Source organism: Haloferax sp. AS1 (genome assembly GCF_014530665.1).
GTDB classification, from domain to species: Archaea; Halobacteriota; Halobacteria; order Halobacteriales; family Haloferacaceae; genus Haloferax; species Haloferax volcanii.
On record NZ_SPSA01000001.1, the window covers coordinates 2,257,501 to 2,273,518 of the forward strand.

Genomic DNA, 16,018 nt, shown 5'->3' on the forward strand with positions numbered 1-16,018 from the left:
GTGAGTGCAGACGAGACGCCGGACCAGTCGGTCCCCGACGAGGTCCACGAGGAACTGATGGCCGCGACCTACCGGGCGCTGTGCGCCCACGGCTACGCGGACCTGACGATGCAACGAATCGCAGACGAGGCCGGAAAGAGCAAGTCCCTCCTCCACTACCACTACGGAACGAAACAGGAACTGCTCGTCGCCTTTCTCGACTACCTGTTCGACCGCTTCGAGGCGCGGGTCGCCGCGACGGAGGGCGACGCCCCCGAGACGCGGCTCCGGGTCCTCCTCGACAAGATGGTCCCGGACGGCGACTACGACGGCGACTACGACCGCTTCGGACTGGCCCTCAACGAACTGCGGACGCAGGCCCCCTACGTCGAGACCTACCGCGAGCGGGTCGCCCGCAACGAGGCGGTCATCCGCCGCCGCCTCGCCGACATCATCCGCGAGGGCGTCGAGAAGGGGGATTTCCGCGAGGTCGACGCCGACCGAACGGCGTCGCTCCTCTTCGCCGCGCTCGACGGCGCGCGCCTCCAGCGCGTCGCCGTGACCGACCCCTCGGGAACCGAGACGGCGAGTCAGTCCGCCTTCGACGCGCCGACCGAGGTCCGCGCCGCGCTCGACGAGTTCGTCGTCGAGAACCTCGTTCGCGAGGGAGGTGACGAATGAGCGCGAAGGCCAAGGACGTCAACCTCGTCGACGGCGACCTCGTCAAGCCGATGTTGGTGCTGTCGCTCCCGCTCGTCTTCTCGCAGATTATGCAGGTCGCGTACAACCTCGCCGACACCTTCTGGGTCGGGCGCGTCGGCTCCGAGGCCGTCTCGGCGCTGTCGTTTTCGTGGCCGCTCGTCTTCCTCATGATTTCGTTCGGCGGCGGGTTCACCGTCGCCGGGACGGTCCTCGTCGCCCAGAACAAGGGCGCGGGCAACCACGACGAAGTCGACCACGCCGCCGGCCAGACCCTCGGGTTCGTCATCCTGCTTTCGGCCGGGTTCGCGGTCATCGGCTATCTGTTGACGCCGATACTGCTCCCGCTCATCGGGACGACGCCCGGCACCGAAGTCCACCAGTTGGCGGTCGAGTACACGCGCACCATCTTCCTCGGCGTCGCGTTCATGTTCGGCTTCTTCATCTTCCAGGCGCTGCTCCGCGGGTGGGGCGACACCAAGACGCCGATGTACCTGATGGGGCTCGGCGTCGTCATCAACGTCTTTCTCGACCCGTTTCTCATCCTCGGGTTCAACGCGAACCCGATATTCGGCCTCCTCGGGCTCGAAAGCCTCGGACAGTCGCTGTTCGCCGCGACCGGCTTCACCGGCTTCGGCGTGCAGGGCGCGGCCATCGCCACGGTGTTCTCCCGCGGCGTCGGCGCGCTCGTCGGCTTCTGGCTCCTGCTGTCGGGCCGGGTCGGCATCAGCCTCTCGCCGCGCGACCTGATTCCGGAGCGCGAGATGGTCGAGCGCATCGTCCGCATCGGCGCGCCGTCGAGCATCGAACAGTCGACCCGCGCGCTCGGCGTGACCGCCCTCACGGCGCTCGTCGCCTACGCCGCGGTCAACGCCGGCGGAGCCAGCACCGAGACCGCGGTCGCCGCGTTCGGTATCGGCAACCGCCTCAACTCGCTGGTGTTCCTGCCGGCAATCGGCCTCGCGCAGGGGACCTCGACGGTCGTCGGCCAGAACCTCGGCGCTGACCAGGCCGAGCGCGCCGAACACGCCGTGTTCTGGGGCGTCGGCATCATCGTCACCGCGCTGGTGTTCGTCTCCGCCGCCGCCTACCTGTTCGCCGAACCCATCGTCGCGGTGTTCATCCCCGGCGAGCCGGCGGTCATCGCCATCGGCGTGGACTACCTGCGAATCATCGGCCCGACGTTCCTGTTCCTCGGGGCGTTCAACGTCGTCAACGGCGGGTTCCGCGGCAGCGGCTCGACCCGGACGGCGATGGTGTTCTCGCTCATCTCGCTGTGGGTGCTTCGCATCCCCGCGGCGTTCGTCCTCGTGGAGTTCTTCTCGATGGGCCCGACCGGCATCTGGTACGGCATCGCCTTCTCGAACGTCGGGGTGGCGCTGCTCGCCTTCGCGTGGTTCACCCGCGGCACGTGGAAAAACAGCGTCGTCGACGTCGGCCCCGCCGTGCCGACCGACGACTAAGCGAGAAACGACTCCGCGCGGTCCCTTTTAAGCGGTCTTCTCGTCGGTGCGGTCGACGTCCTGCATCCCCGGCGCGGCCGACACGTCCACGTCCTCGGGCTCGTCGGCCCCGCCGACTCCGACCTCGCCCGAGTCGTCTTCGACGTACACGTCGTCGGCGAAGCCGCCCTCAGCGTGGGGGTGGTCGGGGTCGTCGAGTTTGTCCAGCGTCGCGGGCGCGTCGGGGATATCGATGGTGCGGAACTCGCCGAGCGGCTCCGCGATGTCGATGCCGTGGCGCTCGAAGAACTCCTCGTAGCGCTCGTAGTGGGCCTCGATTTCGTCGACCGGAATCTCCATCATCTCGGTCCAGCCGTGGTTGTAGAAGTCGAAGTTGGCCTGGACGTGGGTTATCTCGCGGGCCTCGGCCTCGGGGAAGCCGGCGTCGAGCGCCGCGAGGTAGGTGTCGAAGGTGCACTCGAAGAACGCCGCCATGTGGTCCTCGCGCTCGTCTCGGCGGTCGGGGTCCGCGCGCTCGCTGAAGATGCGAACGTGGAGGTCCACCATCTTCTCGGTGGCGATGTCGCCGATGACCGGCATGGTGAGCGCCTTTTTCGTCGCGAAGTGGCGGATGTTCTGGCGAATCTTCATTTCGTCGTTCGCTTCGGGTCGAATACACGTAAAGACCACGTCTCCGGGGACGACGACGCGCGTTCGCCCCGAGCGAGACGGACCGACCCCGTCGCGGCCCGCGAAGCTCCCGAACGAGATTTGACGAGGTGATTTAATGCGACTCGCCCGAATGAGGGGGGTATGAGCGACTCCGCATCCGTCCGCGAGGACTCGGTCCTCGACTGCGACGACTGCATCTCGCCGGCCGAAGCGTTCGGCATCGTCGCCGACGAGACTCGACTCACCATCCTCGAAGCGCTCTGGGAGTCACCCGACCGCCCCATCCCCTTCTCCGAGCTCCGCCGACGGGTCGGCGTCGACGACAGCGCACGGTTCAACTACCACCTCGGAAAGCTCCGCGGTCAGTTCGTCCGCAAGACCGACGAGGGCTACGACTTCCGCCACGCCGGCGAGAAGGTCGTCCGCGCCGTGCTCGCGGGGACGTTCAACGAGGACCCCGTCCTCCCCGCCTTTCCGGCCCCCGGCTCCTGTGTCGCCTGCGGCGGCTCGCTCGAAGCCGACTACGGCGACGAGAAACTCACCATCTCCTGTGCCGACTGCGCTCGGGTCCACGCCCACGAGGAGTTCCCGCCCGGCGGTCTCGAAGGCCGCTCGTCGGAGGCGCTCCTGTCGGCGTTCGACCAGCGCGTGCGACACCTCCACTGCCTCGCCGCCGACGGCGTCTGCCCCGAGTGCGGCGGGACGACGAGCACCGCGCTGTCCCGCGACGCCGACCCGTTCGACCTCGAGGTAGTCGTCACTCACCGCTGCGCCCAGTGCGCCTACGAGGCCGTCTCGCCCGTGGGACTGGTGCTCCTCGACGAGTCGACGGTCCTCGGCTTCCTCTCCTCGCGGGGCGAAGACGTGTGCGGGACGCCGTTCTGGCGGTTCCCGTGGGTCGTCGGAGACGAGGCGCTCACCGTCGTCTCCGAGGAGCCGTGGCGCATCCGCGTCCGCATCGACGCGGACGACGAGCATCTCGTCGTCGAACTCGACGGCGACCTGTCGGTCGTCGACTCCGCGGTCGAACCTATCGAGCGAATTTCATAAGCTCGCTACGGTAAACCCGCTTACAGAAATGTAATTCAGATTACTATTTTGGTGTCGACGGTCGTCTCTCCACACGAGGAGAACGACCATGTTCGACGATACTCATCTCGGCCGCGACGACGTGCGAGCGACGCTCCCGCAGCGGTTCAGGACGCTTTCGGAGACCGCTCTCGCCGCGGTCGCGGCGGTCGTCGGCGTCTTCGCGGCCACTGCCGTCGCGACGCTCGTCGCCCCGCTCGTACCCGGTCTCGGTCTCGTGGCGCTGTTCTTGGGCTGGCCGCTCGGCCTCGCGGTCGGCATCGCCGTCGTTCGCGGGGCCGTCGGTGTCGTCGCTGCCAGCGGCGTTCCCGGCCGCGTTCGCGGCCTCGCCCGCGACGCACTCGCTCGCGGCGACGACGACGCGGCGTCGGGACCGTCGGAGTGCCCCGCTGCCGCCGACGGCGGCTTCACCGAGTGACTCGGTGAGCCGCAGCAACGCCCGCGATTCGGCTCCCGTCTCGCCATCTCGCCCCGAGTTCCGCCTGCAAAACAATCATGAGGGAGATAGCAATCCACATTAACCCCGAATACAAACGTCGGGTCATGAGCCAATCGTACGTGATCGTCGGCGACGGTATCGCCGGGGCCTCAGCGGCTGAGACACTCCGCGAAGAGGAACCCGACGCCGACATCACCATCATCACGGACGAGGGCGAACCGCTGTACAACCGCATTCTCATCAAGGAATTCGCCAAGGGCAAACTGCCCGAGGCCCCCATCTCCATCCACGACGAGTCGTGGTACGACGACCGCGACGTGGACCTCGAACTCGACACGCTCGTCACGGACATCGACCCCGAGGGCCACACCGTCACCGCCCACGACGGCACCGAGTACGACTACGACAAACTCCTCCTCGCCGTCGGCGGCACGCCGACCCAGCTCCCCGTCGAGAACTCCGACGCGGAGGGCATCCACCACTTCTGGACGTTCCAGGACGCCCGGGACATCAAAGAGCACATCGAGGGCGCGGACAACTCCGTCGTCATCGGTGCGGGCCTGCTCGGCATCGACCTCGCGGCCATCACGGCCGCCCAAGAGGTCGAGGGCAAGTACCTCATGCGCGGCAAGGCGTGGTGGCGCTACGCCCTCTCCGAGGAGGGCGCGGAAATCATCCACGAGGCGCTCCGCGAGCGCAACGTCGAACCCGTCTTCGACTCCGGCGTCGACCACTTCGAGGTCGACGAGAACGACCGCGTCACGACCGCCGTCGACCCCAACGGCGACCGCTACGACGCCGACTTCGTCGGCATCGCCATCGGCCTGAACTTCAACACGGAGATTCTCGGCGGCACCGACATCGAGTACGACAACGGCATCTACACGGACGAGTTCATGCGGACGAACCACGATGACATCTTCGCGGCCGGTGACATCACCGAGTTCCACGACCTCATCCTCGGTGACCGCGCCCAGAACGGCGCGTGGGGCTCCGCCAAGGAACAGGGGACCATCGCGGCCAAGAACATGGTCGACTACGGCTCCGAGGAGTTCCGCTGGGTCTCGTCGTACTCCATCACTCACTTCGACTTCCCGTTCCTCTCGTTCGGCCACCCGACGCTCGGCGACGACCACGTCGAAGCGAAGTACTCCGACACCGAGTGGCGGCGACTCGCCATCAAGGACGGCAAAATCGTCGGCGGCGTCCTCATCGGTGACCTCTCGCCGCAGACGAAGTACAAGAAGCTCATGCGCGAGCAGGTCGACGTGAGCGGCCAAAAGGAGGTCCTCGTGAAGCAGGACTTCCAGCTCGACGACCTCGAAGGCGCGGCGGCCGAACAGTAACTCGGGACCCGCTCCCGCTGTTTTCACCCGGCCAGCCGCGTCTGCGCGTGTCCGCCGGTCCGGGCTCGCGCGCCGCCCGCGGCTCGCGGTTCGCTCGCTCCCGTTTTGGCTCTCTTTCGTCCGGCGCACTCACCGTCCCGTCTCGTCTCGTCCCTCGTCGTCCGACGCCCCAACGGCCAAACATTTATCTCCGTCTATGTAGTGTGTTACCACATGTCATCTAAAGACGGACAGCCGCCGTCTTCTCCAGACGCCACCGCACCGCCGACCGTCGCACCCGTCTCTGACGTACCGCCCGGCGTGCGCGTCCATCACTTCGACGAGCTGAGCGAGCGGACCCAGCGCGCGCTCGCGACCGCGACCCCCGCCGGCACGCTCGACATCGACACGACCACCTCGCGGCTCTCGCGGGGCGATATCGTGGTGTTCACCGACTACGTTCGCGTCAAGTAAGTTCTCTGCGCCGCCCCGTTGCTCGCGTTCGCCGCCCGTCCCGGTCGCCGCCGAGCCGGCGGTCCCCCGCTCGCGGACGGCCGGGACCGAAGTCGTTTTCCACGCGTCGCCGCCTATCGCCGGGTATGGCAACAGGTGGCGGCCAAGGAACGATGACGCTCGCGTTCGAACTCTCCGCGCTCAAACAGCTCGGCGACCCGAACGCGGCGTTTTCGGACGCGCGAACGTGGACGAAGTACATCGGCGTGGTGAGCGAGAAGCCGACCTACGTCGTGACGAACTTCACCCGGAAAGAGCGCATCCGGCAGGACTTCTTCTCCGGACCGCGCGGCGTCGAGGAGAGCCTCGAAAACGTGATGCGCCAGTTCGACACCGACCGGCACGTCTTCATCGGCACGTCCGACGAGGACCGCGCGGTGGCCGAAGAAACCGGCTGGGAGTACCTCCCGGTCGAGGACGCCGCCGAGGCCGCCGAGTGGGTGCTCGCCGGCGACGACGACGCCCCCGCCGACCCCTTCGAGGCCGAGGGGCGCGACGACTGGCCCTAGTCGGAACACAGCGGCGCGTTCGCCCGCGATTCCGTTCCCCTATCGAAAGCACTAATCAGCAACGGCACTTTTTACTCCTCGATGAGTCACCAGTTGCCTGACGTACAGGCCTCCCAGCCGGACGTGACCGTCGGGCTGAGCCAGGTCGGCGTCACGGGCGTCGAGAAGCTCGTCAAGATCGCCCGCGACGGGAAGCGACCCCTCGTCTTGATGGCGGAGTTCGAAGTGTTCGTCGACCTCCCCGGCGGCCGCAAGGGCATCGACATGAGCCGAAATATGCAGGTCATCGACGAGGTCCTCGAAGCCGCCGTCTCCGAGCCGGCCTACCGCGTCGAGGACATGTGCGGCGACGCCGCCGAGCGCCTCCTCGCCAAACACGAGTACACGACGACCGCCGAGGTCAGCATGACCGCCGAACTCGTCGTCCGCGAGGACACCCCCGCAAGCGGCCTCTCCACCCAGAGCACCGCCGAAATCATCGCCAGCGCCACCGCGACCGACGAGGGCACTCGCGAGGAAATCGGCGCGGAAGTGGTCGGCATGACCGTCTGTCCCTGCTCGCAGGGCATGTCCGCCTCCCGCGCCCGCGACGTGTTGCAGGACCTCGCCGTCGACGACGACACCATCGAGGAGTTCCTCGACAAGGTCCCCCAGCCGGGTCACTCCCAGCGCGGCCACGCCACGCTCACCGTCGAGACGCAAGGTTCGCCGGAGGTCGACCTCATGGACCTCATCGACATCGCCCGCGACTCGATGTCGGCGCGCATCTACAACCTCGCCAAGCGCCCCGACGAGGACCACATGACCTACCACGCCCACGCCAACGCGAAGTTCGTCGAGGACTGCGTCCGCTCGATGGCCGAGCTGTCCATCGAGGCGCTCGACCACCTCGGGGACGACGCGGTGGTCCACATGAAACAGTCGAACGACGAGTCGATTCACCAGCACAACGCCCACGCCGAGCGCGAGGTGACGCTGGGACAGCTCCGCGACGAACTCGACGCCTGAACGCCCTCGACGCCCGAGACGCTCGTTTTTCGAACCTCGATTCTGTACCGCCGCGAACCGCTACAACGGGAGCGGTGCCGCTTCCTCCCAGCGCGGGTCGAACGTCGCGCGGAGGTCGGCGGCGAACTCGGGGTCTTTCAGGTCTATCATGGCGAACGCCTGTCCGGGGTTGAGGGGGTTCGGCACCTCGATACAGACCTCCACGTCGTCGATGAGGTTGAACACGCCCGTGACGTTCTCCGCGGTGCGCGCGCGGAAGTTCGACCTGCTCGACAGCCGGTCCATGTAGCTCTGGCCGACGCTCTCGGGCAGGCTGTCGACGAGCCCCGGCGACATGAGCATCGACACGTCGACCCCGCGGTCGAGCGCCGCCTCCAGTTCGTCCACGACGAGGTCGCCGACGGCGTCGAGGTCGAACTGCGGCGAGGGCGTCCCGGCGACCATCACGAGCGAGTCGTCGGCCGCCGCGAGTCGCTCCACGAGCAGGTCGATGGTCTCGTCAGCGCCGACCGCGGCCGTCCAGAACTGGTCGTGAACCGGCTCGGCGGCGTCGAGTTCGTCGGTCAGCTCGGCGACGACGTTCTCGTACTGCTCGGCCTTCTCGGCCAGCTCTTGGCGCTTCGATTCGAGTAGGCGGTCGAGCGCCGTGTCGGGCTCGACGGCGACGTACTTCTTCGGCCGGCTGGCCGCCTGACTCCGGATGAGGTGGTACTGTTCGAGGCTGTTCAGCACGTCGTAGACGCGGCCCATCGGCACGTCGCTGGCGCGGGATAACTCCTTGGCCGTCGTCGCGCCCGTCCGCAGGAGGGCGCGATAGGCTCGGGCCTCGTACTCGGACAGCCCGAGGTCTCGCAAACTGGTCATGCACCGTCCGTCTCGTTTCTCCCTGATAAACAAACCGGATGTTTACACCCGTCTGCGGTTGCCGCGGGTCGCGGTCAGGCGTCGGGCGTCACCGTGGAGACCGCCTCCATCAACTCCTCGGGAGTGGTTGCCTCCACCGCCGTCTCGCCGGCGCTGACGCGCGCGGTCCCCGCCGGGAGACCGTCGGCATCGGCATCCGGAACCACGAGCGCCTCGTGGTCCGCGACGCGGAGCGCCGCCCGGTGGAGGTCGGAGCCGACGCCGTCGTTGAGTTCGACGAGAAGCGGGTCGCGGAGCAGCCGCGCCGCCGCGGTTCCGTAGGCGGCGACCTGCACGCCGATGCGGTCCCACGCGCCAGCGAACGCGGCGATGGTCTCCTGTGCGACCTCGCGGTAGCGCTCGTCGCCGGTGAGCGCCGCGAGGTCGACGAGCGCGTTCGCCATCTCCACGTTCCCGTCGAGCGGGCGCAGCGGCGACGACAGGAGCGCCTCGCCGCTCGCGGGGCCGTCGAGGAACGAGCCCTCGTCGAACAGTTCGTCGATGGCGGCGTCGGCAACCTCGGCGGCGAAGTCCAGAAGCGGGTCGCCCGCCACCGTTTCGTCGCCGAGCACCTGCCGGGCGCGGCAGGCCGCGGCGACCACGCGCGCCTGGTCTTCGAGCAGGAGGTCCTCGCCCGCGTCGCCGCCGGACCGGAAGTGCGTCACGACGCCGTCGTCGACGAGGTCCTCTGCGACCCGCGAGAGCGCGCGCGAACCGAACTCGCGGGCCCGCTCGTCGTCGGTGAGCCCCGCCAGCACCAACAGCGCGTCCGCGGCGAGGGCGTTGCCGCCGGCGTACACCGTGAGGTCGGTTCGCGGGCCGGGCGCGTTGTCGCGGCCCTCCTTCCCGAGGAGGTAGTAGTCCGTCCCCGCCGCGGGGCCCATGCTCCCGGCGAAGCCGGTCCCGGTCCACAGCGAGTCGACGAGGAAGTCGGCGGTCCCCGACGCGGGGTCGAGGTAGGCGTCCTCGCCGGTGTAGCGGTAGCCGTTGGCGAACGCCCGCAGGAGCGCGGCGTTCGATTCGAGCGTCTTCTCGCGGTTCGGCTTCGACCACGCGGCGTCGTCGGCGTAGCGGAAGAAGCCGCCCTCGACGGGGTCGTACAGCCCGTCGCGAATCGCGTCGAGGGACCGGAGCGCCCGGCTTCGGTCGCGCTTCAGCGCGAACTCGACGGTCCGCGGGAGCGGGAACTTCGCGGCGTCGCCCCAGCCGCCGTGGGCCTCGTCGAAGGCGACTTCCAACTGGCCGGCGAGGTGCGATTCGATCTGCGGCGACACCTCGCCCGCGGGCGGGAGGTCACCCCTGAGCGCCCGCGGGAGGCGGCCGGCCTCTGCGCCCTTCTTGTCCCACACCTCGCGTACGCGGTCGATAACCTGCCGCATGCCGTCGGGGCCGATGAACGTCGCGCCCGTGATGGGGTGGCCGTCGGGCGCGAGGAAGACGGTCGAGGGGAAGCCGCCCATGTTGTACCGCTCGCGGATGCGCGGTTGGCGGTCCACGTTCACCCGAATCGGGACGAAGCCGTCGTTGAGGTTCGCCGCGATGCGCGGTTCGGCGTACGTCTCGGCGTCCATCTCGTGACAGTCCTCGCACCACGTCGCCGACAGCGAAAGCAAGATTGGCTTGTCCGCCGCTCGCGCCTCGGCGAACGCGTCGGGACCCCACTCTCGCCATTCGACGCGCGTCTCGTCGGTCATGTCCACCCATCCGCGGTGGACGCGGGTAAGCGCTTCGAGCCCTCGTGGCACGACCGGTCGCCGTCCGCGGGTCGCGCGAACCCCTCGACGACCGTCGCGGACGGATGCGAGAACCCGGCGCGCCGCGGGCGGGACAAAAGGGCTATGGGCCGCGGCCCGGTAGTGTCGCCCATGCGAACGCGCACGCTGATGGCGCTCTTGCTCCTCATCCCCCTCTCCGACGCGTTGCTGCTCGTGGTCGTCGCGCAGTACATCGACCTCGTGCCGACCGTCGCGCTCGTCGTCCTGACTGGGCTCGTCGGGATGCTCATCGTCCGCGCCGAGGGGCGACACACCCTCAGAAGCCTCCAGTCGAAGTTCGCCGGCGGCGACCTCCCGACGAACGAGGTCATGGACGGCGGCCTGCTCATCGCCGCGGGCGCGTTCCTCCTCACGCCGGGGCTCGTCACCGACACCATCGGCTTCCTGCTCGCCATCCCGGTGACGCGGTACCCCATCCGCGAGGTGCTCAAGCGCTTCGTCGTCAAGCCGTACCTCGACAAGCGCGCCGACGGCTTCGTCACCGGCAACGTCTGGACGACCGGCTTCCCGCAGGGCGACTTCGGTCCCGGCGGTCCCGGTGGCTCGCCCGGCCCGAGCGGCGGAAGCGGTTCCAGCGGCAGCGGCAGTTCCGGCAGTAGCAGCGGCGGTGACGGCGTCTACGACGCCGACCCCGACTCGTATCGGTTCGACCGCGACAGCAACGACTCCACGTAACCGTTTTCGCCGCTCTCGTGTCGGTTGTTCCGAGTGTTTCACCCGCGCAGTCACGCGATTGGCCGGCGTTTCGAGTCCCGCAATCGACCGACGGCGACGACATTCACTAACACGCACCAACGCGCCTCCGAAAAGAAAGTCTTAAAATCAACAGCGCACAACGAGTGAATGCGCTTACCTGGGCCAATAGCTCAGTCAGGTTGAGCGCTCGGCTGATAACCGGGAGGCCCGCGGTTCAAATCCGCGTTGGCCCACTCCCATCGATAACGTTTCGTTGCCGATGCGAGTCAGGGGCTGAAACTCCCCGGCCACCCAACTTCTGCGAATATCACCGACCGAGAGAACGCTCGGTCTATCGTTCGTGTCGTCGGGACGAATCAGCGACGGAGTCTCGACTCCCCCATCCGACCGACGACGACCCGATACAGAGAATCACTAATGTTTGACTCAGATATCCGATTGTTTCGCACAAACTCACGTCTCTTTACGCAGATTCGTTCGCATTTATCGGCATCTGGTTGGTCGAACGGACGAATACGGAGAAAGATATATCACGCAATAGATTGTGGTACTGAATAACATGGAATACGAACTCACCTGTCTGTACGGGTGCGGCCACACCTCCACGGCCGACTCCCGCGAGAGCGTCGGCGTTCTCGCGATGGAACACATGGACGACGAACACGACACGCCCGTCGACCCGCTCGAAGCGGGCGAACTCGCGTTGAAGCGCTTCGACGGCGCGTCGCTCCGGCAGGCGCGGCAGTAGCAACACTCTGGCTTCTGTCACGTCTTCCACTCCGAGTTTCTCTCGGCACCAACCGTTTCACACCTCCGAACGGCGGCGCTGTCGCCCGGTCTCGTGGCTACGCGTCCGTCCCTCCCGAACAAATTTACTCAGTTCTGTATCCCAGTAGTATTAAATCCGTACACGCCATACGTGTTGGTGATGCCAACCATCGACGTCTCCGAACACCTGTACCGCCAGATTGAGTCCGCCGCCGACGGCGAGGATCTCGACGCGGCGATGTGGAAGATGGTCGGCCGGTACCAGCGTGGTAACACGCCCGGCGACTAACAGGGTTCGGACCGACCCTCGACCCCCGACTGCGCGTGCAGTCATCGTCAACCTCGCTCGCCGCGACTGCCCTTCCTGCGGCGAGTCCGTTTTCCGTTTTCTGAGTGGTTGCTCCCGAGCGTCGCCTCAGCCGAGAACGCCCGTCACGCCGAGGCTCTCTGCGACCAGCCACGCGACGAACAGCGCGTAGGTTCCGAGGAGGACGTACGCCTCGCCGCGCGTCAGCGCCATCTCGGTCCGGAGGACGGCGAAGAAGACGACCGACGCGCCCGTGAGGAAGCTCATCATCGGAACGACCTCCTCGAACGCGATGACCGCGCCCCCGGCGACGAGGATGCCGACGGGGAGGGCGACGAGGAGCGCGAAGACGTTGCTCCCGAAGACGTTGGCGAGGCTCATCGGCGCGTTGCCCTGTCGAGCGGCTCCGACGCTGACGAAGGTGTCCGGCAGACTCGTGCCGGCGGCGACGACCGTCAGCCCCCAGAGGAACGGCGACGTGCCGAAGGCGTCGCCGAGACCGACCGCCGCGCGGACGAGCAGTTCGGCTCCGACGAGGATGACCGCGAGCGACCCGCCGAGCGCGAGCCACTCGCGTTTCGGGTTCACGTCGTCGACGACGGCGGTGAGTCCGGCGCGGTGCTCCAGCGTGTCGTGGTACTGCATGAACAGATACAGCCCGTACAGCCCGAGCGGGATGCACGCCAGCGGGCGCGTGACGAACCCGTCGAGGCCCGCGGTGTCGGCGGCGGGGCGGTAGATGACCGCAAGCGAGAACGTGAGCACGAGGACGGCGATAGAAAGCAAGTAGAACTGCGCTTCCTTGTAGACTAAGTCGCGGTTCGAGGCGAGCCGCTGGCCCTCACCGACCAGCGCCGACACGGCCGGGATGATGAGGATGTTGTAGACGGCCGACCCGACGACTGCACCGACCCCGATGTCGAACGACTGGTACCGGAGCGTGGCGATGACGATACTCGATAGCTCGGGGAAGCTCGACCCCACGGCGGCGATGATAGCCCCCTGCACGATGGCGGGGAGCCCGTAGTACGCGCCCAACCGGTCCGAGGCCTGCACGAGCATGTCGCCGCCCTTCCACGCGAGAATCGCACCGGCGACGGTGAATCCGACGAGAACCGGAACTGATGCCACGCCCGGACTTCGGCGGCCGGTGAGAAAAAACCCGACCCGGCCGGGTGTCGGATTCGACGCTCCGCTCGCTCAGAACCCCTCGCGCAGGTAGCGGTCCCGCTCTGTGAACGCCGAGGCGAGGGCGTCGGCCGCCTCCGCATCAGCGACCGAGAGGCGGTCGGTGCGAGCGAGCGCCTCGACGGCCCGCGCGCCGACGAGGAGTTGCGAGAGCGCCCCGATTTCGACGGTCGCGTCGGGGTCGGCGTCGCGGCCAACCGATTCGACGCTCGCCGCGCCGTCGGCGACGATGAGGCTGAACGGGCCGTCGTTCCAGTCGCACCGGCCGTCTTCGACCGCGAGGACGAGGTCGCAGGCGGCGTCGGCGGGGAACGAGACGGCTTCGAGGGCCGCCGGCACGTCCACGATACGGACCATCGGGCCGGGCTTGAGTTCGACCGTCGCCGCCCGCGGGTCGGTCAGGTCGTCGATGAGCCGGGAGGATTCGTGTTCCGACGAGAGGACGACCTCGTCGACCTGCGAGTCGTGGTCTCGCAGGAACCGAAACAGGTGGGCGCGGGCCTCGGCGTCGGCGGCGACGAGTTCGTCCACGGACAGCGTCCGCGACTCCCAGTCGCCGGTCACGTCGTAGACGACGTAGCCGCGGAGGTCGCCGTCTCGCTCCCAGCCGTAGACGAACGGGTCGTCGTCCCACCCGCGGAACAGCCGGTGGCGAATCCAGCCCTCGCTTCGGTCCACCGCGAGGTCTTCGGTCGCCGCGGCCGCGGATACGTCTTTGACCCGCCCCCAGTCGTCGGCGTCGAGTCGGACGAACTCCCCGGCCGGGTCGGCGGCGACCGCCCCGAGTTCGTCGGGCGGCACCGTCGTCTTCGCGTAGTTGCTCGCCGTCGCCCAGCCGAACCGGCGGTAGAAAGCGTACTCGAACGGCCAGAGCGCCGAGAGATACCGGCCGGTGTCGCGGAACTCCGCGAGGAGGGCGTCGAGCATCGCGGCGACGTGGCCCTGTCGGCGCGCCTCCGGAGGTGAGGCGACCGCCGAGATACCGGGGAGCGGGTGCCACTCGCCGCGGACGCGGGCCGTGAAGTCGTAGAAGGCACACACCGTCCGCAGGTCGGCCGCGTCGAGGTCCTCGACGGGCGCGTCGGGCGGGGCGTCGTAGAACCCCCGCGGGCGGTAGCTCTCCGGGTCGGGTAGTCGCTCGTCCGACCAGTCGGGGCCGTTCTCGGGCCGGAAGGCGTAGTTGAGGAACTCGCGGTACGTCTCGCGGTGCTCCTCGGGGAGGGGACGGAGGTGCATACCCGCGGTGCGTCGGGGGACGATATAGGTTTTCGGTGCCGCGGGCGCGCGGTCCAGCGATTCGGGCGCGTCGGGACCGGAGTTCGGGGTCGCTCTCGGAACCGTGCGATTCACGTCGCCTCGGTCCCGAGTCCCGCTCATGAGCGAGACGAAGCAGTCGTTTCTGTCGCGGGGGAACCTCCTCCTCGCGGCGGTCGTGACGCTCGGCATCGTCCTCCCGGGCGTGGCGCGACGCCTCCTCGGCGAGGCCGGCTACAACGACCTCGGGATGGTCGTGTTCACGCTCGGCTACGCGGGCATGGTCGTTATCGTCTGGTACGGGTGGATTCGCCCGCTCGACATCACCGGTCCGGCCGAGTAGCGCGCCCCCGTCCGTCGGGCGTCACCCGCACCGACAGCGGTGTTCACCGACTCCCGGGACCGCACCGACCGCCCGGTCGCCCCAATATCGGGGGGTTCGACCGCCGGTTTCCAACGAGAATAACGGAACTTTGATAGTCGATTCGAACCGACCGAGAAAACAAGAATGCTTCCCCTTCAGCTCGTAGACACCTTCCTGCTCGACTACAACATCGGGCAGGCGCTGTTGCTCGTGTTCGTCCTGTCGACGGTCGGAACGCTGCCGCTGAAGTCCCGGCACATCCTCGGCATCAACGCCACGCTGTTCGGGCTCATCTTCCTTCTGACCCCGGTGACGCTGGCCAAGCCCCACTACATGTTCCTCGGCATCACGCTCCTCGTCGTCGGCCCCATCGTCTACGTCTCGGGCCGTCGCTGAGGGGACGCCGACGGGCGGTTTCGCCCGACTCACCGCCGTTTTTCGCGACAGTCCGACGGACCGACCGACCGCAACCGACGGTCCGCGCCTCGTTTTTCGCTCGCGCCGATTCCGAAGAACGCGACGTTTAAACGGCGAGAACCGCAACCCACGGGTATGTCTGAACCGAGCGTTCCCGGCGGCCGCGGGGCCGTCTTGGACCTCCCCTGCGGCGAGACGAAGCGCGTCCGGGAACTCGACTTGGGCAAACGGGAGTTCGACTGTCCGTGCGGCGACAGCCACGCAGTCGTCATGGACGTCCACCCGCCCGACCGCTTCCTCCCGGAGTTCCTCGTCGACATCCTTCAGGAGACCATCGAGACCACGAGCGACGACATGCCCGAGTTCGGGACGGCCCACCTCATGGGCATCGTCTTGGAGGAGTTCCCCGAGGCCGTCGTCTCCGAGGACGTGTCCGAGGACGGCGAACTCGGCGCGGGCATCGTCTGGGTGACCGATTTCGATTCTCGAAGGCTCCACGAGATAATCGTCGAACTCGTCGTGGAGCTGATGGAACACGCCGTCAGCCACGCCGACGACGACGACGTCGTCTCGGAGTTCGAGTCGAAGATGCTCCAGTTCGACGTGGGCGAGTTCGTCGACCAGTACCGCGCCCAGCGCGACCTCGACCCCGAGCCGTACATGTAGCGCTC

19 protein-coding genes and 1 tRNA gene are annotated in these 16,018 nt (G+C 67.7%); 15 read left to right on the plus strand and 5 right to left on the minus strand.

Annotated features, from left to right (window positions below):
• Nucleotides 1-660, plus strand: a complete 660-nt coding sequence (locus tag E4P24_RS11860; protein WP_006601366.1) for a TetR/AcrR family transcriptional regulator — start codon at nucleotides 1-3, stop codon at nucleotides 658-660.
• Nucleotides 657-2,141 (plus strand): MATE family efflux transporter, encoded by a 1,485-nt coding sequence (locus E4P24_RS11865; RefSeq protein ID WP_004062618.1) that lies wholly within the window; start codon nucleotides 657-659, stop codon nucleotides 2,139-2,141. Before E4P24_RS11860 ends, E4P24_RS11865 begins: the two co-directional genes overlap by 4 nt.
• A 27-nt stretch (nucleotides 2,142-2,168) precedes the next feature.
• Here E4P24_RS11865 and E4P24_RS11870 read toward each other — a convergent pair whose 3' ends face one another.
• On the minus strand, nucleotides 2,169-2,810 hold the full coding sequence (locus E4P24_RS11870) for a DUF6149 family protein (RefSeq protein WP_008575482.1): 642 nt from the start codon (nucleotides 2,808-2,810) through the stop codon (nucleotides 2,169-2,171).
• A gap of 123 nt (nucleotides 2,811-2,933) precedes the next feature.
• Here E4P24_RS11870 and E4P24_RS11875 point away from each other — a divergent pair, with 123 nt between their 5' ends.
• From E4P24_RS11875 to mptA, 6 genes are all read left to right on the plus strand, one after another.
• Nucleotides 2,934-3,842, plus strand: a complete 909-nt coding sequence (locus E4P24_RS11875; RefSeq protein ID WP_115802987.1) for a winged helix-turn-helix domain-containing protein — start codon at nucleotides 2,934-2,936, stop codon at nucleotides 3,840-3,842.
• A gap of 88 nt (nucleotides 3,843-3,930) precedes the next feature.
• Entirely contained in the window at nucleotides 3,931-4,299 is a 369-nt protein-coding gene (locus E4P24_RS11880) for a hypothetical protein (protein WP_004062615.1), read from the plus strand.
• Nucleotides 4,300-4,424: 125 nt separating this feature from the next.
• Nucleotides 4,425-5,666 carry an NAD(P)/FAD-dependent oxidoreductase gene (locus E4P24_RS11885; RefSeq protein WP_115860899.1) on the plus strand — a complete coding sequence of 414 codons (1,242 nt, stop codon included), beginning with the start codon at nucleotides 4,425-4,427 and terminating at the stop codon, nucleotides 5,664-5,666.
• A gap of 213 nt (nucleotides 5,667-5,879) precedes the next feature.
• Nucleotides 5,880-6,119: a hypothetical protein gene (locus tag E4P24_RS11890; RefSeq protein WP_144858646.1), complete on the plus strand. Its 240-nt coding sequence runs from the start codon at nucleotides 5,880-5,882 to the stop codon at nucleotides 6,117-6,119.
• A gap of 152 nt (nucleotides 6,120-6,271) precedes the next feature.
• The gene (locus E4P24_RS11895; protein WP_004042237.1) at nucleotides 6,272-6,667 is read left to right on the plus strand and encodes a hypothetical protein; all 396 of its coding nucleotides are present in this window, start codon (nucleotides 6,272-6,274) and stop codon (nucleotides 6,665-6,667) included.
• An 81-nt stretch (nucleotides 6,668-6,748) separates the two neighbouring features.
• The gene (gene mptA / locus E4P24_RS11900) at nucleotides 6,749-7,675 is read left to right on the plus strand and encodes a GTP cyclohydrolase MptA (protein ID WP_188148517.1); all 927 of its coding nucleotides are present in this window, start codon (nucleotides 6,749-6,751) and stop codon (nucleotides 7,673-7,675) included.
• Nucleotides 7,676-7,735: 60 nt separating this feature from the next.
• On the opposite strand, the gene E4P24_RS11905 is transcribed toward mptA, so the two are convergent.
• Both E4P24_RS11905 and E4P24_RS11910 read right to left on the minus strand, forming a co-directional pair.
• Complete coding sequence (locus tag E4P24_RS11905; protein ID WP_004062611.1) at nucleotides 7,736-8,539, minus strand: TrmB family transcriptional regulator; 804 nt, start codon at nucleotides 8,537-8,539, stop codon at nucleotides 7,736-7,738.
• A gap of 74 nt (nucleotides 8,540-8,613) precedes the next feature.
• A complete protein-coding gene (locus tag E4P24_RS11910; protein WP_115802983.1) occupies nucleotides 8,614-10,272 on the minus strand; it encodes a DUF255 domain-containing protein in 1,659 nt (552 codons plus the stop codon).
• Nucleotides 10,273-10,443: 171 nt separating this feature from the next.
• Here E4P24_RS11910 and E4P24_RS11915 point away from each other — a divergent pair, with 171 nt between their 5' ends.
• From E4P24_RS11915 to E4P24_RS19195, 4 genes are all read left to right on the plus strand, one after another.
• A complete protein-coding gene (locus E4P24_RS11915; RefSeq protein ID WP_013035598.1) occupies nucleotides 10,444-11,028 on the plus strand; it encodes an FxsA family protein in 585 nt (194 codons plus the stop codon).
• A 180-nt stretch (nucleotides 11,029-11,208) separates the two neighbouring features.
• Nucleotides 11,209-11,282 (plus strand) — tRNA-Ile (locus tag E4P24_RS11920).
• A 326-nt stretch (nucleotides 11,283-11,608) separates the two neighbouring features.
• A complete protein-coding gene (locus E4P24_RS11925; protein ID WP_004042242.1) occupies nucleotides 11,609-11,797 on the plus strand; it encodes a hypothetical protein in 189 nt (62 codons plus the stop codon).
• 180 nt (nucleotides 11,798-11,977) lie between these two features.
• A complete protein-coding gene (locus tag E4P24_RS19195) occupies nucleotides 11,978-12,106 on the plus strand; it encodes a hypothetical protein (protein WP_004042243.1) in 129 nt (42 codons plus the stop codon).
• Nucleotides 12,107-12,232: 126 nt separating this feature from the next.
• Here E4P24_RS19195 and E4P24_RS11930 read toward each other — a convergent pair whose 3' ends face one another.
• Nucleotides 12,233-13,255 (minus strand): sodium:calcium antiporter, encoded by a 1,023-nt coding sequence (locus tag E4P24_RS11930; protein WP_188148518.1) that lies wholly within the window; start codon nucleotides 13,253-13,255, stop codon nucleotides 12,233-12,235.
• Nucleotides 13,256-13,324: 69 nt separating this feature from the next.
• Nucleotides 13,325-14,548, minus strand: a complete 1,224-nt coding sequence (gene eis, locus E4P24_RS11935; RefSeq protein WP_049921830.1) for an enhanced intracellular survival protein Eis — start codon at nucleotides 14,546-14,548, stop codon at nucleotides 13,325-13,327.
• Between the two features lie 139 nt (nucleotides 14,549-14,687).
• Between eis and E4P24_RS11940 the strand changes: the two genes are divergently transcribed.
• The 3 genes from E4P24_RS11940 to E4P24_RS11950 all read left to right on the plus strand — a co-directional run bounded on the left by E4P24_RS11940 (nucleotide 14,688) and on the right by E4P24_RS11950 (nucleotide 16,013).
• The gene (locus tag E4P24_RS11940) at nucleotides 14,688-14,909 is read left to right on the plus strand and encodes a hypothetical protein (protein ID WP_004042246.1); all 222 of its coding nucleotides are present in this window, start codon (nucleotides 14,688-14,690) and stop codon (nucleotides 14,907-14,909) included.
• Between the two features lie 165 nt (nucleotides 14,910-15,074).
• Nucleotides 15,075-15,326 carry a hypothetical protein gene (locus E4P24_RS11945; protein ID WP_004062606.1) on the plus strand — a complete coding sequence of 84 codons (252 nt, stop codon included), beginning with the start codon at nucleotides 15,075-15,077 and terminating at the stop codon, nucleotides 15,324-15,326.
• Between the two features lie 156 nt (nucleotides 15,327-15,482).
• Nucleotides 15,483-16,013 (plus strand): DUF5815 family protein, encoded by a 531-nt coding sequence (locus E4P24_RS11950; RefSeq protein ID WP_004042248.1) that lies wholly within the window; start codon nucleotides 15,483-15,485, stop codon nucleotides 16,011-16,013.
• The last annotated feature ends 5 nt before the right edge of the window (nucleotides 16,014-16,018 follow it).

What these genes read in the sequence shown, in the direction of transcription:
- E4P24_RS11950 (WP_004042248.1), top strand. Translation starts at nt 15,483, where the DNA reads ATGTCTGAACCGAGCGTTCCCGGCGGCCGCGGGGCCGTCTTGGACCTC.
- eis (WP_049921830.1), bottom strand. Translation starts at nt 14,548, where the DNA reads ATGCACCTCCGTCCCCTCCCCGAGGAGCACCGCGAGACGTACCGCGAG.
- E4P24_RS11890 (WP_144858646.1), top strand. Translation starts at nt 5,880, where the DNA reads ATGTCATCTAAAGACGGACAGCCGCCGTCTTCTCCAGACGCCACCGCA.
- E4P24_RS11910 (WP_115802983.1), bottom strand. Translation starts at nt 10,272, where the DNA reads ATGACCGACGAGACGCGCGTCGAATGGCGAGAGTGGGGTCCCGACGCG.
- E4P24_RS11905 (WP_004062611.1), bottom strand. Translation starts at nt 8,539, where the DNA reads ATGACCAGTTTGCGAGACCTCGGGCTGTCCGAGTACGAGGCCCGAGCC.
- E4P24_RS11880 (WP_004062615.1), top strand. Translation starts at nt 3,931, where the DNA reads ATGTTCGACGATACTCATCTCGGCCGCGACGACGTGCGAGCGACGCTC.
- E4P24_RS11940 (WP_004042246.1), top strand. Translation starts at nt 14,688, where the DNA reads ATGAGCGAGACGAAGCAGTCGTTTCTGTCGCGGGGGAACCTCCTCCTC.
- E4P24_RS11865 (WP_004062618.1), top strand. Translation starts at nt 657, where the DNA reads ATGAGCGCGAAGGCCAAGGACGTCAACCTCGTCGACGGCGACCTCGTC.
- E4P24_RS19195 (WP_004042243.1), top strand. Translation starts at nt 11,978, where the DNA reads ATGCCAACCATCGACGTCTCCGAACACCTGTACCGCCAGATTGAGTCC.
- E4P24_RS11875 (WP_115802987.1), top strand. Translation starts at nt 2,934, where the DNA reads ATGAGCGACTCCGCATCCGTCCGCGAGGACTCGGTCCTCGACTGCGAC.
- E4P24_RS11885 (WP_115860899.1), top strand. Translation starts at nt 4,425, where the DNA reads ATGAGCCAATCGTACGTGATCGTCGGCGACGGTATCGCCGGGGCCTCA.
- E4P24_RS11895 (WP_004042237.1), top strand. Translation starts at nt 6,272, where the DNA reads ATGACGCTCGCGTTCGAACTCTCCGCGCTCAAACAGCTCGGCGACCCG.
- E4P24_RS11915 (WP_013035598.1), top strand. Translation starts at nt 10,444, where the DNA reads ATGCGAACGCGCACGCTGATGGCGCTCTTGCTCCTCATCCCCCTCTCC.
- E4P24_RS11925 (WP_004042242.1), top strand. Translation starts at nt 11,609, where the DNA reads ATGGAATACGAACTCACCTGTCTGTACGGGTGCGGCCACACCTCCACG.
- mptA (WP_188148517.1), top strand. Translation starts at nt 6,749, where the DNA reads ATGAGTCACCAGTTGCCTGACGTACAGGCCTCCCAGCCGGACGTGACC.
- E4P24_RS11945 (WP_004062606.1), top strand. Translation starts at nt 15,075, where the DNA reads ATGCTTCCCCTTCAGCTCGTAGACACCTTCCTGCTCGACTACAACATC.